30 protein-coding genes and 2 pseudogenes are annotated in these 22,859 nt (G+C 61.7%); 16 read left to right on the top strand and 16 right to left on the bottom strand.

All coding sequences use genetic code 11. The annotated features are described in order from the left end of the window. The first annotated feature begins 124 nt into the window (after positions 1–124). The gene (locus tag OKQ63_RS14130; protein ID WP_264210704.1) at positions 125–367 is read left to right on the top strand and encodes a hypothetical protein; all 243 of its coding nucleotides are present in this window, start codon (positions 125–127) and stop codon (positions 365–367) included. Between the two features lie 320 nt (positions 368–687). Here OKQ63_RS14130 and OKQ63_RS14125 read toward each other — a convergent pair whose 3' ends face one another. Continuing rightward, a complete protein-coding gene (locus tag OKQ63_RS14125; protein ID WP_264210703.1) occupies positions 688–987 on the bottom strand; it encodes a hypothetical protein in 300 nt (99 codons plus the stop codon). 603 nt (positions 988–1,590) lie between these two features. Here OKQ63_RS14125 and OKQ63_RS14120 point away from each other — a divergent pair. Further along, positions 1,591–2,322 carry a class I SAM-dependent methyltransferase gene (locus OKQ63_RS14120; protein ID WP_264210702.1) on the top strand — a complete coding sequence of 244 codons (732 nt, stop codon included), beginning with the start codon at positions 1,591–1,593 and terminating at the stop codon, positions 2,320–2,322. A gap of 577 nt (positions 2,323–2,899) precedes the next feature. After that, the gene (locus OKQ63_RS14115) at positions 2,900–3,361 is read left to right on the top strand and encodes a GyrI-like domain-containing protein (RefSeq protein WP_264210701.1); all 462 of its coding nucleotides are present in this window, start codon (positions 2,900–2,902) and stop codon (positions 3,359–3,361) included. Positions 3,362–3,386: 25 nt separating this feature from the next. Here the strand turns inward: OKQ63_RS14115 and OKQ63_RS14110 are convergent, their stop codons facing one another. Both OKQ63_RS14110 and OKQ63_RS14105 read right to left on the bottom strand, forming a co-directional pair. Beyond that, positions 3,387–3,740 carry a VOC family protein gene (locus OKQ63_RS14110; protein WP_264210700.1) on the bottom strand — a complete coding sequence of 118 codons (354 nt, stop codon included), beginning with the start codon at positions 3,738–3,740 and terminating at the stop codon, positions 3,387–3,389. After that, positions 3,741–4,547 carry a helix-turn-helix domain-containing protein gene (locus OKQ63_RS14105; RefSeq protein ID WP_264210699.1) on the bottom strand — a complete coding sequence of 269 codons (807 nt, stop codon included), beginning with the start codon at positions 4,545–4,547 and terminating at the stop codon, positions 3,741–3,743. 200 nt (positions 4,548–4,747) lie between these two features. Here OKQ63_RS14105 and OKQ63_RS14100 point away from each other — a divergent pair, with 200 nt between their 5' ends. From OKQ63_RS14100 to OKQ63_RS14090, 3 genes are read left to right on the top strand one after another with little or no spacing between them, the layout of a single operon-like run. Beyond that, the gene (locus OKQ63_RS14100) at positions 4,748–5,068 is read left to right on the top strand and encodes a hypothetical protein (RefSeq protein WP_264210698.1); all 321 of its coding nucleotides are present in this window, start codon (positions 4,748–4,750) and stop codon (positions 5,066–5,068) included. A 24-nt stretch (positions 5,069–5,092) separates the two neighbouring features. Then, on the top strand, positions 5,093–5,413 hold the full coding sequence (locus OKQ63_RS14095; protein ID WP_264210697.1) for a DUF1330 domain-containing protein: 321 nt from the start codon (positions 5,093–5,095) through the stop codon (positions 5,411–5,413). Between the two features lie 47 nt (positions 5,414–5,460). Then, a complete protein-coding gene (locus tag OKQ63_RS14090) occupies positions 5,461–5,721 on the top strand; it encodes a GNAT family N-acetyltransferase (RefSeq protein WP_264210696.1) in 261 nt (86 codons plus the stop codon). 345 nt (positions 5,722–6,066) lie between these two features. Here the strand turns inward: OKQ63_RS14090 and OKQ63_RS14085 are convergent, their stop codons facing one another. Continuing rightward, on the bottom strand, positions 6,067–6,429 hold the full coding sequence (locus tag OKQ63_RS14085) for an ArsR/SmtB family transcription factor (RefSeq protein ID WP_264210695.1): 363 nt from the start codon (positions 6,427–6,429) through the stop codon (positions 6,067–6,069). A gap of 48 nt (positions 6,430–6,477) precedes the next feature. Here OKQ63_RS14085 and OKQ63_RS14080 point away from each other — a divergent pair, with 48 nt between their 5' ends. Both OKQ63_RS14080 and OKQ63_RS14075 read left to right on the top strand, forming a co-directional pair. Continuing rightward, the gene (locus OKQ63_RS14080) at positions 6,478–6,924 is read left to right on the top strand and encodes an SRPBCC family protein (protein WP_264210694.1); all 447 of its coding nucleotides are present in this window, start codon (positions 6,478–6,480) and stop codon (positions 6,922–6,924) included. 30 nt (positions 6,925–6,954) lie between these two features. Beyond that, positions 6,955–7,293: a VOC family protein gene (locus tag OKQ63_RS14075; RefSeq protein WP_264210693.1), complete on the top strand. Its 339-nt coding sequence runs from the start codon at positions 6,955–6,957 to the stop codon at positions 7,291–7,293. Between the two features lie 227 nt (positions 7,294–7,520). Here the strand turns inward: OKQ63_RS14075 and OKQ63_RS14070 are convergent, their stop codons facing one another. The 8 genes from OKQ63_RS14070 to OKQ63_RS14035 form a co-directional block, all read right to left on the bottom strand. Continuing rightward, positions 7,521–7,934 carry a VOC family protein gene (locus tag OKQ63_RS14070; RefSeq protein WP_264213927.1) on the bottom strand — a complete coding sequence of 138 codons (414 nt, stop codon included), beginning with the start codon at positions 7,932–7,934 and terminating at the stop codon, positions 7,521–7,523. Between the two features lie 502 nt (positions 7,935–8,436). Beyond that, a complete protein-coding gene (locus OKQ63_RS14065; protein ID WP_264210692.1) occupies positions 8,437–8,865 on the bottom strand; it encodes an SRPBCC family protein in 429 nt (142 codons plus the stop codon). Positions 8,866–9,004: 139 nt separating this feature from the next. Then, on the bottom strand, positions 9,005–9,358 hold the full coding sequence (locus tag OKQ63_RS14060; protein WP_264210691.1) for a GFA family protein: 354 nt from the start codon (positions 9,356–9,358) through the stop codon (positions 9,005–9,007). 4 nt (positions 9,359–9,362) lie between these two features. Beyond that, on the bottom strand, positions 9,363–9,845 hold the full coding sequence (locus OKQ63_RS14055; RefSeq protein ID WP_264210690.1) for a VOC family protein: 483 nt from the start codon (positions 9,843–9,845) through the stop codon (positions 9,363–9,365). Positions 9,846–9,908: 63 nt separating this feature from the next. Then, positions 9,909–10,772: an alpha/beta fold hydrolase gene (locus tag OKQ63_RS14050; protein WP_264210689.1), complete on the bottom strand. Its 864-nt coding sequence runs from the start codon at positions 10,770–10,772 to the stop codon at positions 9,909–9,911. A 32-nt stretch (positions 10,773–10,804) separates the two neighbouring features. After that, complete coding sequence (locus tag OKQ63_RS14045; RefSeq protein WP_264210688.1) at positions 10,805–11,227, bottom strand: VOC family protein; 423 nt, start codon at positions 11,225–11,227, stop codon at positions 10,805–10,807. A gap of 170 nt (positions 11,228–11,397) precedes the next feature. After that, on the bottom strand, positions 11,398–12,036 hold the full coding sequence (locus OKQ63_RS14040; RefSeq protein WP_264210687.1) for a TetR/AcrR family transcriptional regulator: 639 nt from the start codon (positions 12,034–12,036) through the stop codon (positions 11,398–11,400). Positions 12,037–12,637: 601 nt separating this feature from the next. Then, positions 12,638–13,195 (bottom strand): PRC-barrel domain-containing protein, encoded by a 558-nt coding sequence (locus OKQ63_RS14035; RefSeq protein WP_264210686.1) that lies wholly within the window; start codon positions 13,193–13,195, stop codon positions 12,638–12,640. Positions 13,196–13,423: 228 nt separating this feature from the next. Here OKQ63_RS14035 and OKQ63_RS14030 point away from each other — a divergent pair, with 228 nt between their 5' ends. Next, entirely contained in the window at positions 13,424–13,672 is a 249-nt protein-coding gene (locus tag OKQ63_RS14030) for a hypothetical protein (RefSeq protein ID WP_264210685.1), read from the top strand. Positions 13,673–13,777: 105 nt separating this feature from the next. On the opposite strand, the pseudogene OKQ63_RS14025 reads toward OKQ63_RS14030, so the two are convergent. Further along, a pseudogene (locus OKQ63_RS14025) lies at positions 13,778–15,169 on the bottom strand (IS3 family transposase). Positions 15,170–15,279: 110 nt separating this feature from the next. Between OKQ63_RS14025 and OKQ63_RS14020 the strand changes: the two are divergent. From OKQ63_RS14020 to OKQ63_RS13990, 7 genes and pseudogenes are all read left to right on the top strand, one after another. Continuing rightward, the gene (locus OKQ63_RS14020) at positions 15,280–15,597 is read left to right on the top strand and encodes a substrate-binding domain-containing protein (protein WP_264210684.1); all 318 of its coding nucleotides are present in this window, start codon (positions 15,280–15,282) and stop codon (positions 15,595–15,597) included. A gap of 84 nt (positions 15,598–15,681) precedes the next feature. Beyond that, positions 15,682–16,194, top strand: coding sequence for a sulfatase-like hydrolase/transferase (locus OKQ63_RS14015; RefSeq protein WP_264210683.1), 513 nt, complete (start codon positions 15,682–15,684; stop codon positions 16,192–16,194). A 15-nt stretch (positions 16,195–16,209) separates the two neighbouring features. Continuing rightward, complete coding sequence (locus tag OKQ63_RS14010; RefSeq protein WP_264210682.1) at positions 16,210–16,548, top strand: hypothetical protein; 339 nt, start codon at positions 16,210–16,212, stop codon at positions 16,546–16,548. 76 nt (positions 16,549–16,624) lie between these two features. Continuing rightward, the gene (locus OKQ63_RS14005) at positions 16,625–17,182 is read left to right on the top strand and encodes an ABC transporter permease (RefSeq protein WP_264210681.1); all 558 of its coding nucleotides are present in this window, start codon (positions 16,625–16,627) and stop codon (positions 17,180–17,182) included. Next, positions 17,170–17,430 carry an ABC transporter permease gene (locus OKQ63_RS14000; RefSeq protein WP_264210680.1) on the top strand — a complete coding sequence of 87 codons (261 nt, stop codon included), beginning with the start codon at positions 17,170–17,172 and terminating at the stop codon, positions 17,428–17,430. The genes OKQ63_RS14005 and OKQ63_RS14000 overlap by 13 nt, the downstream gene beginning before the upstream one ends. A gap of 11 nt (positions 17,431–17,441) precedes the next feature. Further along, positions 17,442–18,221, top strand: a complete 780-nt coding sequence (locus OKQ63_RS13995; protein WP_264210679.1) for an ABC transporter ATP-binding protein — start codon at positions 17,442–17,444, stop codon at positions 18,219–18,221. A 1,374-nt stretch (positions 18,222–19,595) separates the two neighbouring features. Beyond that, positions 19,596–19,721: pseudogene (locus tag OKQ63_RS13990) on the top strand (IS110 family transposase); the annotation flags it as partial. 321 nt (positions 19,722–20,042) lie between these two features. On the opposite strand, the gene OKQ63_RS13985 reads toward OKQ63_RS13990, so the two are convergent. The 3 genes from OKQ63_RS13985 to OKQ63_RS13975 are packed head-to-tail and all read right to left on the bottom strand — an operon-like array spanning position 20,043 to position 22,823. Then, the gene (locus tag OKQ63_RS13985) at positions 20,043–20,825 is read right to left on the bottom strand and encodes an ABC transporter ATP-binding protein (protein ID WP_264210678.1); all 783 of its coding nucleotides are present in this window, start codon (positions 20,823–20,825) and stop codon (positions 20,043–20,045) included. Further along, on the bottom strand, positions 20,822–21,856 hold the full coding sequence (locus OKQ63_RS13980) for a FecCD family ABC transporter permease (protein WP_264210677.1): 1,035 nt from the start codon (positions 21,854–21,856) through the stop codon (positions 20,822–20,824). The genes OKQ63_RS13985 and OKQ63_RS13980 overlap by 4 nt, the downstream gene beginning before the upstream one ends. Further along, positions 21,846–22,823, bottom strand: coding sequence for a FecCD family ABC transporter permease (locus OKQ63_RS13975; RefSeq protein ID WP_264210676.1), 978 nt, complete (start codon positions 22,821–22,823; stop codon positions 21,846–21,848). The genes OKQ63_RS13980 and OKQ63_RS13975 overlap by 11 nt, the downstream gene beginning before the upstream one ends. Between the last annotated feature and the right edge of the window lie 36 nt (positions 22,824–22,859).

The raw sequence follows: 22,859 nt of genomic DNA, 5'->3' as shown, positions 1-22,859 counted from the left end.
AAGCAATCGCGCGGAGACTGCTTTCGATCAGCCCAGCATACCATTTTTTCTGCGAATATGCTTGGGATAAGCGAGGCCGCCCGGCCGCGCGTTGTTTTACCACTGCCTGGAAGGAAGCCCTAAAATGCGTAGCAAGAAGGACTTCTCAGGAATGGCTGCCCTCTCAATCTGCGAGTCGATGCTGCTGGCGATGAACGATCACAAGATCCTGCCCGAACGCGAGATCGTGGGTATCCTGCGCGATGCCGCAAAGACACATGAAAACGCAGCTGTTGCTGATGGCGAGGCAGAGGCGCATCGGGCCGTGGCGGTTCTCATCAACCGGATCATTGCCGGTGGTAACTCCGTTCGGAGGCCGCCGGGGTGACATACTCAATCGCAGCGGGTTAGACATCGCCTATGCCGCTTTCGTCCGACTCGTACGATGCACGGGGCCAACAGCCCGGTCAGCAGAACATGCCGGGTGGCACGGGCAGCCAAGACGGCAGCGTCCAAACTGACATGCAGAATTCCGGATCCGCCTCGACCGCGCGGCAAGCGCGGGTCCCGCCAGGACACTTGCCCGTCACGGGCAGGGCAACCGGCGCGGCACACCCTTCCGGTGTGACCGGACCGAGGCAGGAAGAGGCCCGGCTGACCGCATCAGACTGGACACGAACCCTGGTGAAATACCGGCAGCCAATTCCCTCACGCAGCATTTTCGAATTGACGGTCACGCTCGTGCCTTTCGTGGCAATAGGTGGCCCGCACCGCCGCAGGTACTGCGCTGTACTCTTCCCAAAACATCCGGAAGAAACGCGCCCTGCCTTCATCATCCAGCTCGCCATAGGCGGCAAGCGCCTGTTCTGCCACGGCGATCCGGGAAGCTTCGCCGCCTTTCCGCATCAGTTCGGCGCAGCCGCTGACAAGGCAATGCGCGACCATGTGCTTGTTCAAGGCGACCGCTTTCATGATCTTCTTGCCGCACTGCGGATGGATGCCCAGCAAAGGAAAGAGAACGCTTCCTGTTCCTGTGCGCCTGCCTGCTAAACTGTGAATAGTGGTCAGCTGAAACTCTTGCGGATCAAGTGTGTGTACTGCCGCATCGGAAGATGCAACTTAGTTGCTGCACGTTGGTTAAACGGCCGGTTTGGGGAAGCAGCAGTGCAGCAACTCTGAGGATAGACAACGGCAGGAGTGGGTCGGCACTGCTTCAGACAATGGCAGCTGTGTGCGTACCATACCAGATCGTGTCTCGCGCAGCATTCTGCAGGTCGGGCTCGGACCCGGCTTCACCGCGCGCCGGATGAACGGCAGATCCAGGGTTTTCAATACTTCGCTGCCCCTGGCACCAGTTCACGCGATGTGCTGACAGTGCGCCCTCGAATGGGCGCTAGAATTGACATTTTCAGTCCCCTGACCGATATAGCCTGCATGGTTGAGAAGGACATCCACATTGTCGCCCGGTTGGCCGGTAGCCCGTTGGCGGGATGCCGGGATGCCAATCACGCAAACTGACCACGCTGATTGCCAGCCTCGGCCTCGCCCTTTCGGACGAGGTTGTCAGGCGTGGATAACGTGCCTCGTCCTCCCTTTTTCCTGGAGACAAACATGGCACAGAATATCTACGACAATCCCGATTTCTTCGCTGGCTACAGCCAGCTACCCCGACAGGTTCACGGGCTGAGTGGTGCGCCGGAATGGCCCGCAATCCAAGCCATGCTGCCTGAGCTGACCGGCAAGCGCGTGGCTGACTTGGGCTGCGGCTTCGGCTGGGCTTCACGCTGGTTTCGCGACCAGGGGGCGGCTTCTATTCTTGGCTTTGATCTGTCACAGAACATGATCGAACGTGCAAGAACCGACACCGAGGTGTCCGGAATCGAATACCGCATAGCCGATCTGGAAACGCTCGAACTGCCCGAGGCGGCGTTCGAACTTTTCTACAGCGCCCTGGCCTTCCACTATGTGCAGGATTTCGACCGGCTGATCCGCATGATACACGCAGCGCTGGCGCCCGGCGGGGATCTGGTCTTCACCATTGAGCACCCGATCTTCATGGCGGCCGCCCGTCCGCAGTGGACGCTGGACGAAGACGGCCGCAAGACCTGGCCGGTCAATGGCTATTCTATTGAGGGTGGACGCCGCACAGATTGGTTCGCCAAGGGTGTATTGAAACACCATCGGACTTTGGCCACTACCATCAACACGCTGATCGGCGCGGGGTTCGAGCTGCGCCGGGTGGAAGAGTTCGCGCCCGCACCAGAACAGATTGCAGAGATCCCGGAGCTGGCTGAAGAGCTGGAGCGGCCGATGATGCTATTGGTTTCGGCTCACAAGAACTGATCTCGCCGCCGCCCGGTCTTTTCGCCTGGGCGGCGAGCTTGGCTGCGACTTTGGTTGTTCCAATATTTGCGTCTTAGGCTAAGGTTCATCTTGGTTGCGGCGTGACAGAGGGAAGGCAAGTTGGCCGCCTCGCAGGGCCCACAGTTCAGCAATCCCGATCAAGCGGGCAGCCGCACATCGGTCCATAGTCCTCTGGTGAACTCCGGGAGCGATAAATTGCAGGTCGGTGATAAGCTTATCTGGCAGATTGAGACACGGCTGAAGGATGATATTTCCCTCGAAGGGTTGGCCGGGCTATGCGGGGGCAGCCCTTATCACATGAGCCGCGTGTTCAGGCTGGCCACTGGCCTGTCTCCAATTCCTATCTGCGCAAACGCAGGCTGTCTGAAGCGGCCAAAGTGCTTGCATGGCAGGACACGGCCATTCTGGCGGTCGCGCTCGAGGCTGTTTAGGGCTCTCCCGCGAAGCGTTCACCCGTACCTTCGCAGCATGTTCCGGGGACCCGCTCAACAAGATCCGCGAGTCTCGGTCACTCTCGTCCCGGTCAACGATGGAGCTATTGCAAATGAAAAAGGACATGATCGTCACAGTCCCGGAACACGAAATCCGCGAGCGGGCGGCCTTCCGGGTGGTTGGCTTGAGCGTCGAATGCTCACTTGAAGATACCAGTGCAATCCCGGCACTCTGGCAATCGTTTAACGCACGGGAAGAAGACGTGCTGAACGCAGTCTCCGGAGCGGCCTATGGTGTCTGCTGCAATGCCGACGAGGCGGGCCGGTTCAAATACCTGGCGGGCCTTGAAGCCGTGCAAGGGACGCCCGGCATGGATTTCGTGGAGATCCCGGCGAACCGTTACGCGGTTTTCACGCACCGCGGCCATATCGCGGGCCTGCCCAAAACGGTTTACACGATCTGGAACAAATCGCTGCCGGATGCCGGTCTGGAGCCAGCTGAAGCGCCGGTTTTCGAGCTTTACGACAAGCGGTTTGACCCTGAGACCGGGCGCGGCAGCGTGGAGATCTGGGTCCCGGTCTCCTGATAACACCACGGCGGGAATGCCCTCCTCAGCTAGTGTGGGCCAGAACGTTCAGCAGTTTCCCGGCCGGGTCGCGGACGTAGAAGCGGCGCACGCCCCAGGGTTCGTCCGCAGGACCGTAGACGATATCAATACCGAGACTTTCCGCCCGTGCGAAAACCGTATCCACGTCATCAACTTCAATCGACAGGTCGGGCACCGGGGTACCAGATCCGCCATGGCTTGCGATGCTGATCTGGACGGAGGCGGCGGTTCCCGATGCGAGCGTCACGATCCAGCCGTGGTCCATGACGATATCCAGATCAAACAGCCGGGTGTAGAAATCCTGCACCTCGCACACCTCAGCAGCGGGCAGGTTTGCAACAATGCGCTTGACCGTCATTCAAGAGCCTTTCTCTGCCATCGACGCCATCATCGCGGCGGTTTCACGGTCCGCTGGAAAGAGAGCTTCGATGGTAACTTCGGAGAGGGTCACATCCACGGCGGTGCCAAATACCGTTGTTGTGCTCAGGAAGGCCAGCGGCCCCGTGTCGCCTTTCAGCCGCAAGGGAACGGCTATCCGGCTCTCTCCCGCCACACCGGACCGGCGGGGCGCAGGGGCGGCAGGCACGGGGAATGCTGCGAGTTCTCTGTGCAAGGCCACAAGTTTCGGGTCGGCCGAATGATCAATTTCACGGGCGAGCCGGGCCAGAATGTGGCTGCGCCACTCCGCCAGGTTGAGGATGCGGGGTGCCAGCCCTTCGGGATGCAGGCTCAGGCGCAGCACATTCACCGTGCCCTCCAGTAGTTGAGGGGCGGCGCCATCAAGCAGGGCATACACCGCGGCATTGGCCGCCAGAAGCTCCCAATGCCGGTTTACTGCCAGTGCCGGATGCGGCATGTACCCGTCCAGGAGCTGCCGGATGGTCGCATTTGCCGCGGAAAGTTCCGGCGCGTCGAGCGGGCGCTGCGGGTAATGCGGCGCGTGGCCCGCGGCCACCAGAATGGCGTTGCGCTCGCGCAAGGGAACCTCAAGCTCCTCGCTCAAATGAATGACCATATCGCGGCTGGGGCGGGCGCGGCCGGATTCCACAAAACTCAGGTGGCGCTGGGAAATCCCGGCCTCTGCGGACAGTTCAAGCTGGCTCATCCGGCGCCGCTGGCGCCACTGGCGCAGCAGCTGCCCGGCGGTGTCCTGTATCACATTCATAGCTGCAACCTATCCGGTCATTTTTTACCCGGCAATTACCTCCGGCGTAATCGACCCCAGAACATTCCTCCGCAATGATCAGCCTATCGCCCGGACATCCTGGCGGGAAACTCAGAGCAAAGGAACAAGTTCATGACCAATTCCGGTACGCAATTTCGGCTCCAATCCATCCTGAAACTCGACGCCGCCGCCTGCGCGGCATGCTTATTCCTGGCTCCGGCCCCGTTGCGCAGCTGACGCAGATCAGCGCGCCGCTACTGTTCTGGGCGGGCCTTCTGCTCATTCCTGTGGCAGGCTTCATGGCGGCCTGCGCCAGGGCAGACCACGTTCCCGTCTGGGCGGCCAAGGTGGTCGTGGCGGGCAATGCGCTTTGGGTGCTGGCCAGCCTCGCACTGCCGCTGGCCGGACTGATCGCGCCCAATGGGCTGGGCTGGTCCTTCGTTCTGATCCAAGCCGCTGCGGTTGCGCTGCTGGCCGGGCTGGAATGGCGCGCAGCACAGCATCGCCCCGCCGCAGTGTGAATGGCCAGCAAAAGGAGACAAGCCATGACCTGCTATGCCATTGGCCATCTGCGCCAGGTCGAAATGGGCTCGGGGATCATTGCCTATGTTGAAGGGATCGACGCCACGCTCGCCCCTTTCCAGAGACGCTTTATCATTCTCGGCGGCGAAAAGCAGATGCTGGAGGGGCAGTTTCAGGGGGATCTGATCGTGATTGCCTTCCCGGACCGTCAGTGTGCCGAAGCCTGGTACCATTCGCCGGCCTATCAGGCGCTGCTGCCCCGGCGCACGGAGCATTCCGAAGGCGAGGTGTTCCTCCTCGAAGGTGTCGATGCGGATCACAAGGCAACGGATGTGCTGCGGTGATACGCAGCCTCCGCCGCCCCGGGCTGCCTGCAAAGGGGGCTCACGGCATGGCGACCGGGTTCGGCTATGTTCACCCCGACAAGGCGCCGGAACTCTTCATTATCGAAGTGGGGGTTGCCGATGAATGGCGCAACCGGGGCTTGGGCAAGCGGCTTGTCACTGCCTTGCTTGACCACGCCCGCGGCCAGGGCTGCTGTGCAGCCTGGGTGCTGACGGAAGAAGACAACAGGGCCGCGCGCCGCATTTATGCCGCGGCGGGCGGGTCCGAGCAGCCAGGAGTGATCATGAACCTTTTCGAGTTTGAGTAGCGTGGCAAGCGGTTGCCCGGGGCAGAATGGTTTTCCGTGGCTGCCAGGCGGCACATAGTTTTGCCATTTGCGGCAGAACCTCTCCCTTTTCGTGTCTCCGGGACCCCGCCCGCGCCTCCTGTTCCGCCAGTGGCGAAGCCTTCCTGATTTTCACTTCGGAAGACCTGGTGTCTTCCTGAGGGCAAAGCAGGGTGGGCGCAGCCCGGACTGCGTCCGGATGGCAGGCGGACCGGTCAAACGGAAAATGCCAGGCGCGCTATAGCTTCCCTTCGCCACGCCGGCCGCAATCTCACACTGTGCGCAACAAAGCAGACCCGCCATTCTGTTTGGCTCTTCTCGTGCGTTTCAGACATTGCTCGTGCCGTCAGTGCTCGTCGGCAATGCGTCGGTTTCCGCCAATTTCTCCATATCCCCGAGCATCGCGATCGCATACGCGGCGTAAGGTCCGATCCATCTGGTTTGCAGGTCGTGGATCGGTAGCGCATCCAAGTGGTTCCAGCGTTCTCGCCCGCGCCGTTCGACCACCAGCAGCCCGGCTTTTTCCAGAACCGACAGGTGCTGCATCACGGTGCAGCGGTCAAGATCCGCCAGCGTGTCGCACAGGGCGCCCGTCGTCTTCGGGCCATCCTTGATCAGGTCGAGTATCCGCCTGCGCGCCCGGTGGCCAAGCGCCTTGAACAGCGCGTCGTGTTTTTCTTCGTTTGACATGTTATGTTTTTATAACATTATGAAGGGAAGGAACATAGGATTCGCATCATGGAGCTGAAATTCACAGTGGCGGGGCGCATATCCAAGCCGGTCGAGGAGGTCTTTGAAGCCGTGGTCTCTCCTGACTGCCTGTCGCAATACTTCACCACCGGCGGGGCCAGTGGGCGGTTGCAATCCGGGGTCGAGGTGACATGGGATTTTCAAGACTTCCCGGGCGCCTTCCCCGTTTTGGTACAGGAGGTGATCCCGAACAGAAAAATTGTGCTGCAGTGGGAGGCGGACGAGAAAAGCGCCACTTGGACGACCGTGACCATGGAATTCAGCCCGCTGGACGACGGCCGCACGCTGGTGCGGATCAGCGAGTTTGGCTGGCCGGAAACAGCGGCAGGTTTGAATTCGTGTTTTCTCAATTGCGAAGGCTGGACGGGGATGCTCTGCGCCATGAAGGCCTGGCTGGAGCACGGGATCAACCTGCGCGCCGGTTTCTACAAATGACCCTGCAGTTCCAGAGAAGGAAAGCGTAATATGGAGCCGGGAAAAAACATCGCCATCAAAGTCCCCCTGCATCTCTGGGAGGACACGGTGGCCTTCTACCGCGACAAGGTAGGCCTGGCAGTCACCCGTGAGCTGGACAATAGCACGGGGTTCAACTTCGGCAGCCTGACCCTGTGGATAGACCGCGTCCCGCAGCAAAGCCAGACGGATGTGTGGATCGAGCTGTTCGACGACGACCCCGACGCCGCCCTCTCGCGACTTGGCAGCCCCCGCCGGGACGAACTGGAGCCGCTGACCAATGTGACCGGACATTGGACATCGGATCCGGCCGGAACGGTGATCCTGTTGCGCAAAGAGCAGATGGCGTGAGTCATTGGATTGGTGGTGCCACCCGGTTGTTTCTCGGGTGGTTACGTTCAGCTTCGACGGTTTTCCGGGTTGCCGGAGTCCGGTCACGAATGTCGTTGAAGGGCTCAGAGTACGCGCTCAACCAAGATCTGGAACGCTCCTTGTCAGGGAGAAAATGGCACACGAACTTGGGCTCGTTCCCATATCTGGAAAGGCATTGAGCAGCGTCGCCTCCCGTGCAGCCCGCGCTATCCCTCTCGTCCGGGTTCGCCCGGATCGTTGGAGTACAGTGCGATCTTGTTGCCTTCAGGATCGCGCAGGCCGCCAACATAAAAATGAGGTCCATACGAGACACGGAAACCGGGCTGGCCCTCGTCAAAGCCGCCGGCGGCAAGCGCAGCGGAGTGAAGGTCGCGAACCTGCTTTTGACTGCGAGCCTCAAAAGCGATCATAGCACCGTTTCCAGCCGAGGCCGGACGTCCATCGAAGGTTGGTCTGACGCAGAAATCCGGCAGAGCAGCAGCCTGACCCGGTTGCTCGGACAGCGTGCAGCTGAGACCCTCAGGACCCTCCTGCAGCCCGTAATCAAAGGCTGGCAGGAACGCAGAAAAAAACCGTTCTGCGCGCGCGATGTCATCAGCGCCGACAGTGACGTAAGCAATCGTTCTGCGTGTTCCGTTCTTGGGGCTTGGTAACTGCAACGAGTTTACTGCACTATGGTAGGCCAACACGCTATCCGGCTCATTAACCGCTACACGAAACGACGCAAGTTCGACCATTTAGATATATTGCGGCGAAGGGCTTTGAGCGAGCGCTCGGCGAAAATCCGGAACGCCCCTGTACGGAGGGCGATGGGTGTTGGTCTTGCGTGCACTCCAGTAATTTCCCGGATTTTGAATGGTTTCGCATGGGGTATTTTGAATGGTTTCGCATAGGGCTCCGTAGCCATGGCAAACGTCTGGAGCCAGGTTGCCAGCGGCAAGACGATCACGGCTTCCGGACCATCGGGCGGCCCATTCTCAGCACAGAGTGCTGAGGTGCCCGTCAGATCAAGCCTGAAATTCCACACCTAATTCCTGGTGGTAGTCTTGCAACCCCCATGCCCCTTCATTGATCGATTGAATACAGGATGAGATCGAGCGCCGCTCCACGGGTGGCTCAACCTCAGGCTTTTCTTGACCCGTCCTCCAGATAGGCCCGGAAATTGTTCAGGATCGCCTGCCAGCCGTCGCGCTGCATTTCCAAGGGGTTTTGCTCTTCCGCGTCGAAGGTGGTCGCGACTTTTGTCTTGCCGCCAGCGGATGCGAACGTCGTTCGGGCCTTGCGCCCGTCCGTCATGGCCAGTGTGAGCGCCTTGTTGGGGGCGAGCTCCTCGTAGACGGCCTCGAATTCGAAACCAAAGCTGCCGTCTTTGGCTTCCATGCGGGCCTTGTATTTGCCGCCCAGTTTCAGATCCGCCTCGGCGCTTGGACAGCACCAGTCGTCGGAGGCAAAATTCCACCGGGTGATGTCGGCCGGTGTTGTATAGGCTTGCCAGACACGATCAATGGGTGCGTCGATTGTGGTGCCTATGGTGATCTGCTGCTTGTTCATGGTTAAGTCTCCTCAGCTTGCATACTGCTTTTTACCTCGACGACCGGTGCGAAGCCGCCATGGATCAGCCGTTTGCCGTGGGCACAGCGGTCACGAAGCCATCCATGCACGGCATCTTTTCCACCGGTTCGGATTTCTTTTACATCGAACGCCCGTCGACAGGCGTCGCGGACAGCGCCCGGGGATCGACCCCTTCGAGCGTATTGACATTGATTGCGGCAATCTCGCTGCCGTCCGGCATCCGGCCGTAGGAAAAGCTCTGAATGCCGCAGGTTTTGCAGAAGAGATGCGCGATCTCGCGCTTGTTGAAGCGGTATTCCGTCAGGTTCTCCGCGCCGGAATGAAGTACGAACTTGTCTCGCGGTGCAAAGGCCAGGACAACGCCGAGCGGCTGGCACCGCGAGCAATTGCAGGTGATCGACTGATCGAGGTCCAGGTCGGCCTCAAATGACACAGCCCCGCATTGGCAGCCGCCCTTGTAGTGTTTTTGCATCGGTTCAATCTCCTTTTGCCGCCGCCTCCAGCGCGGCGATGTCGATTTTTTGCATGGTCATCATTGCCTCGAAGGCGCGTTTGGCCATGCCGCGGTCGGCCCCCGTGGTCAGATCGAGCAGCAGTCTTGGCGTGATCTGCCACGAGTGCCCCCACTGGTCCTTGCACCAGCCGCAGGCGCTTTCCTGTCCGCCATTTTCGATAATCGCATTCCAGTAGCGGTCGGTCTCTTCCTGGTCCTCGGTCACGACCATCAAGCTGACGGCCTCGTTCGGCGTGAAGGCCGGACCGCCGTTCAGACCGACGAATTTGCGACCGAGCACGGTGAACTCGACGGTCAGTTCGTCGCCTTCCTTGCCGCCGGGATACCCGGAGGCCGCGGCGTTCACCCGGTCCACATGGCTGTCGGGAAAGGTCGCGGCATAGAACTCTGCCGCTTTCCTGGCTTCGCCGTGGTCGAACCACAGGCAGGTGACGAGGCCTGTCATGAGTTTTCTCCTGGTATCTGTTGCGGCCTGAGCCCTCGCGCCGGAATATGGTCCGATGCAGTGCTATTCAAAGAAGCCCTTCGGCGTCTCGCCCTGAAGGAAGGGCTCGATGAAGGCATGCAGTAGGCCGGGCTGATTGATGACCGCGGTGTGCGACGTTGCCGGCATCACGGCGAGACGGGACGCCGGCAGCGGTTGACCCATGTCGCCCATCATCCCGCCGCCAAGCAGGCGGAACATCGAGACCGAATGCTCAAGCGTCGCGACGTCAGCGTCGCCGGTGATGATCAGCACCGGGATGTCCAAAGCTTTCATTTCCTCGCCCCACGCCATTGGCTCGTGTTCGAGCGCAATCAATTTCTCGACCAGGGCCGGAAACCCGTCCGGATCAGCGGCCAGTTCGCGGTATTCCGCGGCGAACGGCATCTCCAGGAACATCTCGACGTTCATCTGCGGGATGAACTCCTTGAAGGCCGGCTGCCAACCCTCGAAATCGTACGCAGCCGAGGCTGCAACGAGCCGACCGACCTTCTCGGGGGCGTCGATGGCAAGCCTGAGCCCGGCGGCGGCCCCCATCGAATAGCCGAAGACGTCGGCCTTATCGATCCCGACCGTCTCCATGAAGGCGGCGACATCGCCCGCAAGGTTCGGGTAGGTGATCGGCCGGTCAATATCGGTCGTGCGGCCGTGGCCCTGGAATTCCAGAGCATATACCTGGTGGGATTCCGCCAGCATCGGGATGATCCGGCCCATCGACGGGATGTTCATGTAGGCGCCGTGCAGGACGATCAGCGGGTCGCCGCTCCCGGAAACCTCGTAATACATCTGCATGCCGTTGACCTCGACACGGCCGCCCGCCGGCGTATCTTCGGCCAAAGCCGGACCGGTTGCCGCGAGCATTGCGGCCACAAGGACAGCTCGAAACATGATTGCGTCTCCTTTCCTGAGGCGGGTTCGGTTCAGGCGGACCCCTTGCTGCCCTCGTAGTTGAGCATCCAGGGCGTGCCGTATTTGTCGGTGAACATGGCGAAGCGCTCGGCCCAGAAGGTTTCATCAGGCACCATTTCGACGGCCTCCGCATCCTTCGCCAGCGCGCCGTAGATGCGGTCGAATTCCTCGCGCGATGCCGGTGCGATCGAGACCCGGAAACCCTGCGGCTTGTCATACATCTCTTCGGTGCTGTCGGAAGCCATGACAATGGCGCTGCCCAGCGACATGGCCATGTTCATGATCATATCATCGCCGCCCGGCATGCGGCTTTCCGGATCCGGCGCATCGCCATTGCGGAAAACACCGCTGATCTTGCCGCCGAGAACATCGGCGTAATGGCTCATCGCCTCAAGGCAGTTGCCCTTGAAGAACAAATAGATTGTTGGTTCCATTTCTGTTTTCTCCCTTTCAGTTGAAATGTTGTTGTGTCAACGCCTGCCATTGCTCGCATCGCCGCCGCGGCGTTGAAGAATTTCTTTTGTGCATCGAAAGCGCGCCAGGCCGCGCCCGCCATCAGGCGAACGTTCGAAGACGGTGATGGTGGGTTTGCTTGGGGAAGCCATCATGGTCCTTCTCTTTCACCGGACGGGGCGAACAGCATTTCGATGTAGCGTTTCAAGTGATCGACGCTCTCGCGCGCGATGGCGCGGTCGCCTGTTGCCTTGGCGAGGATGAAGGCGCCCTGCAGTACCGCCTGGGTGTGGGCGGCGAGGCTGGCCGATGTCCAATCGGCCTTGATCCCGCGCTCTTTCATGGCCGCCTCGATGTCCGGCTCCAGCGTCGCCGCATGACCGAAGATGCTGGCGGCGCAGGCCTCGCGGATCGCCGGATGAGTGCCGTAGATCTCCTGCGTCATTGTGCCGGCGAGGCAGGTGAATTCGGCGAGATCGCCCGCGATGATATCCTTGCGGAACTCGGCATAGCCGATCACCCGGTCAAACGGATCGTCGTGCTGGTGATAAGGAGCGTCCGCAAAAAAGGCGGAAGTCGTCTCAGCCCAGTAAGCAGCCGCTGCCACGCCCAACGCCTGCTTGTTCTCGAAATGATGGAAGAAGGCGCCTTTGGTGACGCCGGCCGCCTTGCAGAGATCGTCGACCGTGGTCGCTGCGAAGCCTTGCGTTCGAATGACATCCCGGGCGGCTTCCAGCAGCCTCTTTCGTGCATCGCCGCGCTCGGGATTCTGTTTGGTTGGTCTGGGCATGCGAATTAATACCAACCAGTCGGTATTTATGTCAAGCCAGTGTCCGTCGCTCTAGACCCGTATCGAATGTCGTGGCCGGCCGTGCCGAAGCATCGGCACTTTTGGCAGTAGTGGCATCAGATGGCCGCTTGCGTGACCTGGCCTCCGTGCGGGAACCGGCCCTCCCGTCAAGCCTCTGAAGTCGCAAAGCCCGCGGGAAACTGCTTCCGCAGACCAGGTCTGGCGCGCGACAGGCGATGCCGCGAAATCGGCGGACCGGAAATTCCGCAAGGCATCGGCAGGGAAGCTCTTGAAAAGCGGTGTGCCGGCAGGGTTTCCCGCCCGTCTCGGAGGGGCGCCTGCCGCGGTCCCGGCGGGAGGGAGGATTTTGCCAATGACGGCATCTCTGCCGGACACGGCAATTGAACATGCGCAGGAGACGGAGCCAAAGGTTCTCGATGCCTCCACGCGACCCTTGTTCACCGGGTTGCACCGATACGGGGCTCGCCGAACTGTTTGATAACCGCGGCTTCGAAGTCACCGGCCGCACCGGCAGGCGGCGGCACGCCTGCCGGTGCGATTGCGGGGACGGCCGCCATTCACACAGTTGCGGGGGCATTCCTTATTCGGCCGGCTCAACTGCCGGCGCAAGCCCCTCGCCGGACGGTTGCACGGCCCCTGCGGCGTCAAGCTCCAGTTTCTGAGCGCGGGCCGTCTTGAAGACAGGTGCTGCGTCCAGGTCCTCGCGGGTCGCGTTGAGCACAAGCTTCATGCCGCCGCCTTCGGGGGTCACCAGCTTGATCTTGTTCAGCTCGATTGCCACCTCTTTCTCGCCGATGCCAAGGAAGCCGCCGACGCCGATAACAACGCCTTCGACGGCCCCGTCAAGGTTGACAATCAGGTTGTTGATGTCGCCCACAGGGTCTCCTTCGTGCGAGAAAACGGTCAGGCCGATCATATCCTTGGCCAGGATCGTATCCTCGCTTTGCAGGATGATCTGGCCCTCGACAGGAGCAATGGACGCCTCGGTTCCGCCCGTTGCGGGCGCGGTTTGTCCGGCAGGAGCCGGATCGGCACCTGCCGCGGGGTCCTCCGCTGGATCAGCAGCTTGCGAATAGGCGATTGCCGGGACGCTTGCGAGGACAGACACAAGCGCAATTCTTTCGAGAGTGCTACGCATATCTTTTCTCCATTTCTTCTGGTCGCCGCCTTGTGCCGGATTGGACCAAGCCGGTACCGATAAAACGCATTTCCGTAATTCCCAGTTCCCCGGGCCGCCTTGATAGGCGCATCCCCGGCCGGAAACCGCCTATCAAGGCGCTGTGTCTGCAGGCCGGGAACAAAGCAGGCCGGGAACAAAGCAGTGCCCTTGTGAGTTGCTACAGTGACAGCAACGAAGGAGACGGCCATGCCAATCCCCAATCCCAAATTGGAACAGATGCACGCCGAACTTTGCGCACGGCTCTCAGAACGCCAAGGCGAGCGGATCCGCACCCGGCAGACTGACAGCGCCGGAGGACGGTTGCTGGATAGTGCCGCGGCCGAGATCAGGAATTGGGCGGAGGATGCCGGCAGGATAAACGCCAGCGCCGGAGACTCTGAACAAATTGCAGAATTGATCGGGCGGGCGCGGCAGATCAGCATGACGCTCAACTGAGGCCGGCAGGAGATTGCGGAGTATCCGGAGATGTCTGTCGTCAGAGATTTTGGGCCAGTTGGCAGCCTGAGCGAAGAGAGGGTCTGGCTCATCTGGTTGGTTTGATTATGCGGCGGATCTTCGGTGAAGCAAGCGCCGGGTTTCGATAGTCTTTCGTTTGATCCTTTCTCGTTGTTTCAGGATGGTCTGGCCGCGCCCGAAGTAGACATCGGCCGGGGTGAGGTTCTGCAGGCTCTCGTGGTATCGTCGGTGGTTGTAATGCTCGACGAAGGCGTCGATCTTCTGCCTGAGATCGCCGGGCAGGAAGTAGTTCTCCAGCAGGATGCGGTTCTTCAGGGTCTGGTGCCAGCGCTCGATCTTGCCCTGGGTTTGCGGGTGATATGGGGCACCGCGGACATGATCCATCTGCCGATCTTCCAGCCAATCGGCCAACTCGCCCGAGATGTAACTCGACCCGTTGTCACTGAGCAGGCGGGGCTTGTGCAGGCCCTTCGCCTGATCACAACCCGAAGCCTGCAGCGCCAGGTCGAGCGTGTCGGTCACATCGCCTGACTTCATCGTCGTGCAAAGTTTCCAGGCGATGATGTAGCGGCTGTAATCGTCGAGGATCGTGGACAGGTAGAACCAGCCCCAGCCGATGACCTTCAGGTAGGTAAAGTCGGTCTGCCAAAGCTGGTTCGGTCGGGTCGTCTTGTCACGGAACTTGTCAGAGGCGGACAGAACCACATAGGCCGGGCTGGTGATCAGGTCGTAGGCCTTGAGGATGCGATAGACCGAAGCCTCTGACATCGAGCCATTGGAACGCCATTGGTCCGAGAGACAATGGGCGAGGATACTTTTCCGTGTCAGTGAATTGCACGGTCAACTCGCGCGGCGACAGATCGCTTTCCTGCAGGGCCAAGTCCTTGATCTTCTCGCGCACCGGCTCAGGGATGCGGTTCCAGACCCGCGACGGCCTGGGACTGCGATCTTCCAGCGCCTCAGGGCCGCCCGACAAATACCGATCATACCAGCGGTAGAAGGTCGTTCTGGGGATGCCGAGCTTGTCCAGCGTGCGCCTGGTCGGCAGGTGCGCCCCTTCCACCAGCCGGATGATCTCCAGCTTCTCAGATGCGGGATACCTCATTCGCCGTCGCCCCCATCCGCGATCATGCTTTTTTTGAGCAGCCGCAACTCCAGGGCCTGCTCAGCGACAACCTCCTTTAGATCTCGGGCTTCACGGCGAAGGTCTTTTACCTCGCTCGACGTCGCCGCACGCGCCGTATCGCCCGCCAAGCGTTTCTTCCCGGCTTCGAGGAATTCCTTGGACCGGCTGTAATACAAGCTCTGCGCAATGCCCTCGCGGCGACACAGCTCTGCAATGCTGTCTTCGCCCTTCAGGCCGTCCAAGACGATCCTGATCTTCTCCTCAGCTGAGTACTGCTTGCGGGTGGCGCGACGGATGTCCTTGACGACCTTCTCGCCGTGGCTCTGCTTGGTTCCGGGTTTCTGTCTCATCTCCACTCCTTGGTGGTTACGATGTGTCAGAAACTCTCTCTTATCAAATCACCCTAAACTGTCCCATTGGCGCTGACGTCAGACATTATGCAGAAGAGAACGCGGATATCGTGACCCGCTTCATGTCTGCCGCCATCGAGGCACAGAACATCCTGGTCGAAGACCCGGACCGCGCCGCAGAATTGCTGGAAACCGCGATGCAGCGCCGGGGCCGGGACCTGACCGCCGAGGTTCTGCGGCCGGGCCTGGACGATTTCGACTTCACACCGAAGATGGACGGCCAGGAAATCTCCGAGGCGCTGGGCGAGGTCTTCGACAGCCTGGCCGCCGAAGGCAAACTGCGCGGCGACAAGCCCGAATACATGGACTTCATGAACCCGCGGTTCTTCGAAGAAGCCGCCAAGACCGTTCAGCCCGCCGGGAGCTGACCCCCCTGAAATGGCTCGACCCGCCTCACGTGCCCCGGTGGGTACCGGGGTGCGAACACTCCCTCTTTGTCCGGAAGAAAGAACATGACGGATACCAACCTTCTCATCATCATGGATGATGAACACAGCGGCAATGCTCTGGGCTGTGCCGGACATCCTTTCGTCAAGACGCCCAACCTCGACCGCCTGGCGGCGCGCGGCACGCGGTTCCGCGATGCCTATACCAACTCGCCGATCTGCGTGCCGGCGCGCGCCGCCTTGGTCACCGGTGAATACCCGCACAAGACCGGCTGTTGGGACAATTGCATTGCCTATGACGGCAAGGTCCGCAGCAGGGGCCATGAATTGCAGGACGCCGGGCTGCGCACCGATTGGATCGGCAAGCTGCACTACCTTCAGAAGCCGGGCCAGCTTGGCTTTGACCGGGAACAGCTGCCGATGCGGCTGCTGAACCATGGCGACACCCACGGGCTGATCCGCGACCCGCTGCGCCGCCCGCATTGCCAGAGCTTTGCCGAAAAGATCGGGCCGGGCGAAACAGAATATATTGAATACGACAGGGCCATCCGCGACACCGCCTGCCAATGGCTGCCCTAAGACACCGGCCGGCCGGTGTTCAGCGAATACCACGCCACCGCCGCCAAGTCGGACGAATTCATGATCCGGCGCGGACGTTGCAAATACATCCACTATGCCGGTTTTGCACCCGAGCTTTACGATCTGGAAACTGACGCGGATGAGCTGAAGAACCTCGCGCTTGATCCGGCCTACAGCGGCCTTTTGGCCGAATTCGAACGGCAATTGCGCGATATCGTCCCGCCCGAAGAGGCCGATGCAGGCGCCAAGCGTGACCAGGGGCAGCTGATCAAGAAACTCGGCGGGTGGCAGGCCGTGGCGGAATATCTTTCGCCTGCTGCGACTCCCGCCCCGGCACTGGAGATGCAATCATGACCAAGACATCCCTTGCCACAGCGAAAGGAGCCCCCTCCATGTCCGCTGCCCGCTGATCCCGTCGCCCTACGACACATTGAAGGGCATCTTTTCCGGCAACCGGCTGACGCCGTTCTTTGCCATTCTCGGCTTCGGCCTGCTCTGGGAGGCCATGGTGCGCCTCGGCGGCGTCAACATGGTGATGATGCCGCCTCCCTCGCTGGTGCTCTTGCGGCTCTGGGACATGATGGGGCCCGGCGAAGGCGCCACCCCCGATGTCCTGATGCTGCGCCATATCGGCGTGACGCTGTTTGCGCTGCTGGCGGGGTTCCTGGGGGCGGCGGTGGTCTCGTCCGCCATCGGCCTGACCATGGGGATGAATTCCACAGTCTACGCCTGGCTGAACCCGATCATCTCCATGTTCATGGTGATCCCGAACATCGCCTTCGTGCCGGTGCTCGTGCTCTGGATGGGGCTGGGAATCGAAACGGTGATCGTCGTGGTCATCACCGGGTCCTGTTTCCCGATCATCTATACCGCGGCTGCGGGCGTGCAGAACGTGCCGACCCGGATGATCTGGGCTGCGCGACCGCAGGGGCCTCGCGCTGGCAGATCCTGCGCTCGGTGCTGCTGGGCGCGACCATGCCCTATCTGATCGCCGGTCACAAACTGGCGTTGGGCCGGGCTTGGCGCGCAGTGATCGCGGGCGAGATCTTTGCCGCCACCAAATACGGCGTCGGTTTCATGATCTACGATGCGCGCACTTTCCTCGACACCGAAGCCATGTTCGCAGGGCTGATCGTCGTCGGCGTGATCGGTGTCTCGCTGGAGCGCATCATGTTCGGCTTCATCGAGCGGCGCACGGTGGAGCGCTGGGGCCTGTCCACCAAGAAACGCATCTGAGGAGAGACGTCATGACCGATACGGTAATTTCCGCCCGCGATGTGGGCAAGCGCTTCAACCCTGGAACCGACAAGGAGGTTATCGCGCTTGGCGGCATCGATCTCGAGGTCAAGCAGGGCGAGTTCATTTCGCTGCTCGGGCCCTCGGGATGCGGCAAATCCACCTTTCTCTACATGGTGGGCGGGTTCGAGAAACCGACCTCCGGAAGCCTGACCATGCATGGCCAGCCCATCACGGGGCCCGGTGCGAACCGCGGCATGGTGTTCCAGGAATACCTGCTGTTTCCCTGGATGAAGGTGAAGGACAATATCACTTATGGCATGCGGATCGCCAAGGCGTCCAAGGCGGAGCAGGAGGCGAAGTGCCGAGAACTGGTCGAGATGATCGGGCTGGAAGGGTTCGAGGACGTCTACCCCGAAACGCTCTCGGGCGGCATGCGCCAGCGCGTCGCCATTGCCCGCGCCCTGGCCTATGATCCCGAGTTCCTGCTGATGGACGAACCCTTCGGCGCGCTGGATGCGCAGACCCGGTCGCGCTTGATCACCGACCTGATCCGCATCCACAAGGCGACGCAGAAGACCACGTTATTCGTCACCCATTCGGTGGAAGAGGCGATCCTGTTGTCAGACCGTGTCGCGCTGTTTTCGGCCCGGCCCTCGCGTATCAAGGAGGTCTTCGAGATCGACATGCCGTATCCGCGCAAAGTCACGGATGCAAAGTTCGTCGAATACGAAAAACGCATCCTCGGCAGCCTCGACGAGGAATCCACCTGCGCCCGCGAAGTGGCGTAACCCGGAGACAGGAGCTTGCCACGAAAGATCTACCGAACCCCGCCGCCTACGCCGCTTGGTCCGATTTCCACCGCGACGAGATTGCGGCCAATTGGACCAACCGCCAGGTCGGCTCCAGGATCGTGTCGGAACACGGCAAGACCCGTGTCTGGCACCTGAACCTCGCCCCGGGGGAGAGATTGCCCTTCCACCGGCACGACTGCGATTACTTCTGGACCGCGGTCACCCCGAGCCGCGCGCAGCCACTACCGCGATGGCGATATTCGCGAAGTCAGCAACAGCGCGGGCGATACCAAGCATTACGAGATCGCGGATGGCGCGTTTTTCATCCATGATCTGGAGAACACCGGCGACACAGCCTTGATCTTTGTGACCGTCGAATTCCTGCCGTGATCCCCCGCGCCGCCCCGGTCCCGAAAGGAGACGCGGGGCGGCGCTTGGGGACCGCTCAATTCTCTGGAATCATGCAACTTTCAGCAGCAGCGGGACTGGCTCAAAAATGTCGCCAGAAGTCCGGAAGCCCTGTAAGTCGGCGAGCGCAGCTGACCCTGTCGCATGCTTCGTGCATCTTGAGCCGATACGAAGCTGTATTTTGTGAGCGATACCTGCGCCACGGCCCGATGGCCTCTGAAGGTAGGGGGCGGCCAAGTTCGCAAGCGGTGTCCCAGCCCCGCATTGCAGCTCTTATCCCGGGCTGCGAGATGTTGCGCATCTCACGGCGGGGAGTGCGTCTCGCAATGCGCGCTGCAAATCCGTTTCTCAATTCGTTGGGCGGTGAGATCTACGCGTCTGTCACCGATGGTGAATGGCGTGGCGGCGCGGTATGAGGTCTTAGCGAACCAGCTATCGGCCTGGCGCCGGCTGGCGAAGCGGGGAACGCTGGTATTGCCAGCGGCGGAGCTGGACGAACCTGTCTTCGCCCCGCTGGTGGTCTGCGATGTGCCGGAGGCGCCGCCAGAGCCGGACATGGCGGTGTCTTTGCCCCCTAAACCCGGGCCACTGCTTTTGCCGTGGAAGGGGGACAGAAGATGGCTCGGAAACGGCATTCGGACGCGGACATCCTGAAGCTTTTGCGTGAGATCGAACTGAAGCTGGCGGATGGCGGCGGCGTACGCACTGCTTGCCGTGGTGCCGGTGTCAGCACGCGGCCTGCTGCACTTGGCGGCGCCGGTTCGGTGGCTCGCGCGTCTTGCGGCGAGTGTCTTTGGCGACCCCATCAGCCGCCGGTTTGTCGCCGGTTCCAGCTTTCCGTCTCATCTTCACTCCTTGACGGTTCAGATGAGCCAGAAACCTTCCGGTATGCAAATCCCTCAATCAGGCCCACAGGTGCTGATGTCAGACAGGATGAAAACCCATCCTGATGGTGTGGATCCGTGGACATTGGATCTGCTCGCGCGCAAACCGGCCCGCCTTGCCACCGTAGCCATGGCAAACAAAACTGCCCGGATTGTCTGGGCTGTCCTGACCAGGAACGATCACTACCGGCCACGCCCCGCCTGAGCTGAGGAGAACAGGGACCGGGACAGCAAGACCTTCGAGAAGTTTGAGCACAGTCAGCCCGCCCGCCAAGACACCCCGTCGAATGCCAGGGACACAACGTCGTCCGAGACTCCGTATGGGACTTGGCGTGCGGAAACCATCAGGGCCAGCGGCCGCATGTGCCGCGCAAAAAGGCCGGACACACGTCTGCTTCTGACCAGTGCGAAACCAGATCAGAAATGTCTTGCTCTGCAAGAGCAATCCACACAGGTCGCTCATTGCCACGGGAAGCTGGATTCATTCCGTCCCTGCCTGGCAGGTCAATCTTAGCTGCATGCTGAACTACTGAACCGGGCAGACCGTCTCCAGCGGCACCGGGACCGGTGTTCCGGTTACCGGGTCGGGATGGATTTCGACGGGCAGGCCGTAGACCTGTTCGATCAGTTCCACGGTCAATACCTGCTGCGGCGCGCCATGCGCCACCACCCGGCCTGCTTTCATGACCACGATTTCATCAGCATAGCGGGCCGCCTGCGGGATATCGTGCAGCACCGTGATGCAGCTCCGCCCCTCGCGGGCCAGGCTTCGCATCAGCCGCAGCACCTCTACCTGGTGGCGGATGTCCAGCCAGCTGGTCGGCTCGTCAAAAAGCATCGCAGGCGTGTTCTGGGCCAACACCATGGCGATGAAAGCCCGCTGGCGCTGGCCTCCGGACAGGGCCGCCAGCTTGCGCCCGGCCAGATCCTCCAGCCCCATCCGGGTAATGGCACGGGACACAACAGCCCGATCGGCGGCATTGCCGATGCCCAGCAGGTTCTGATGCGGTGCGCGGCCATAGCCTACCAGATCAGCCACGGTGACCCCGGGCGGCACCTCATTGTCCTGCGACAGCAGGGACAGCCGCCGGGCCAGTGCGCGGGGGGACAGGCGCGCGATATCTTCATCGCCAACGCGGATCCGCCCGCCCTCCGCCTTAAGCTGCCCGGATACCGCCTTGAATAGGGTAGACTTGCCGCAGCCGTTCGGGCCGATCAGCGCGGTCAGCTTGCCTGCGTCAAACCGCAAGGTTGCAGGGTGGAGGCGGAACGACCTGTAGCCTGCCACGAGATTCTCAAGCTCGATCATCCGGTGCCTCTCTGACTGCGATTTTCTGATATGAGAAGCCAAATGAAAAACGGCGCGCCCAGCAGCGCGGTGACAATCCCGGCGGAGATCTCGGCCGGCGGTGCGATGGCGCGGCCGGCAGCATCCGCGCCTGCGCAGAAGATCGCGCCGGTCAGCGCTGCGGCAGGCAGCAATGGCCAATGGCGCCCGCCGACCAGCCGCATGGCGATATGCGGCGCCATCAGGCCGACAAAGCCGATAACCCCGACCACGCTGACGGAAATGGCTGCCAGAAGGACTGCCACCAGAAAGGCGGCTCCGCGCTCCAGCCGGTTGCGCGCTCCCAGCGCCGCCGCTCGGGCGGGACCGAGATATTGCAGATCCAGCCGGAAGCTCAGCAGGAAGGCCAGTAAGATCAGCACGGACAGGACCGGAGCGACGCCGGCAAGATGCGTCCAGCCGCGGCCCCACAAGCTGCCTGTCAGCCAGATCATCGGCGCCGAAAACTCAGGCCCGGTCTGGGTGACCAGCAGGAATTCAACTGCAGCATCCAGTGCAAACCCGGTTGCAACGCCGATCAGGGTCAGCCGGGCGGCATCGACCTGTCCGCGGCTGGCCATGATCCACACCAGACCGCCAGCCGCAAGTCCTCCCGCTGCTGCCGCATAGGGGGCCAAACCGCTGGCGTGAGCGGGCAGGATCAATGTGCAACTGAGAACCGCAAAGGCGGCGCCGGAATTGATGCCGGCGATTTTCGGGCTTGCCAGCGGATTGCGCAGCAGCGACTGGATCACCGCCCCGGAGACAGCGAGCGAGGCACCGGTAAGGGCCGCCAGAAGGGTGCGGGGCAGGCGCAGGTTGAGGAGTATGAAATCCTGACGGGGCCCGTCAAAACCAAGCAGCGTGTTCCAAAGGACGCTGGCAGGGATGGGAACTGCGCCGCTGGTCAGGCCGAACAGCACCGCAGCAGTCAGAACCAGCGAGAGAAGGATCAGGGTACAGGAAGTCCGGCGGCTGCCGAAACGGTGATAGGGTAAAGGATCAGCGCGCATTGCCTGCTCCTTTGCCGCTGAGAACGGCCGCCAGAAGCCAGGGTGCGCCGATCAGGGCCACCACCACGCCTACCGGAATCTCCGCCATGCCTGGCCACAGTTTCGAAAGCGCATCGGCCCAGGCCAGCAGTCCGGCGCCGAGAAGCGCGGCCAGCGGCATCAGCCGGCGGTAATCCGGCACCGCCAGGCTTTTGGCGAGATGCGGCACCACCAGTCCGGCAAAGGCGATCGGCCCGGCGACGGACACGCTGACCCCGGTCAGGATGGCTGCCACAGCAGTGCCGGCGGCCAGCGTCCGGCGGGGGTCCGCGCCCAGCCCGTGGCTGGCGGCCTGTCCCAGCGCCATCAGGTTGAGCCGGTGTGCCAGGGCAAAGGCTGCGCCGCCGCCCGCCACCGCAACCAGAGCCAGCCGCCCCACGGCATCCATCCGAACTCCGGCGACATCGCCGACTGTCCAGCGCACGATCTGGCGCGACACGTCGTCTTCCAGCGTATAGCCGAGCCGCACCGCGGCAAACCCAAGTGCGCCCACGGCAATCCCGCCCAATATCAGGCGCATGGCATCGATACGCCCGGAAAATGCCCCCGAAATGGCAAAGGTCAGAGCTGCCGCAGCGAGGGCGCAGAACGTCGCCAGCAGCGGCAAAGGCACCGCCGCAAATCCGGGCGCCGCCACGCCCAGCACGATCCCCAGCGCCGCCCCCTGGTTGATGCCGAGCAGGCCTGGCGAAGCCAGGTTGTTGCGTGTCACCGCCTGGAGGAGCAGCCCGGCCATCCCGAGGTTGGCGCCCAGCAGCACCGCCGACAGGGTGCGCGGCACCCGGATATCACGCATGGTCTGTTCGGCCAGTGTCGCCTCGGCACCCCGGAACAAACCTGACAGGTCGGCTAGCCCGACATCACTGCGCCCGCCTGTGGCCAGCGAAAGCCCGGTGCCGCCCGCTATGGCTGCACATCCGGCCAGCATCCAGAATACCCGGTCCCAACGGGCCGTATGCCGCTC

The organism is Leisingera thetidis (assembly GCF_025857195.1).
GTDB lineage: Bacteria > Pseudomonadota > Alphaproteobacteria > Rhodobacterales > Rhodobacteraceae > Leisingera > Leisingera thetidis.
This window is presented reverse-complemented; position numbering and strand designations above follow the sequence as displayed.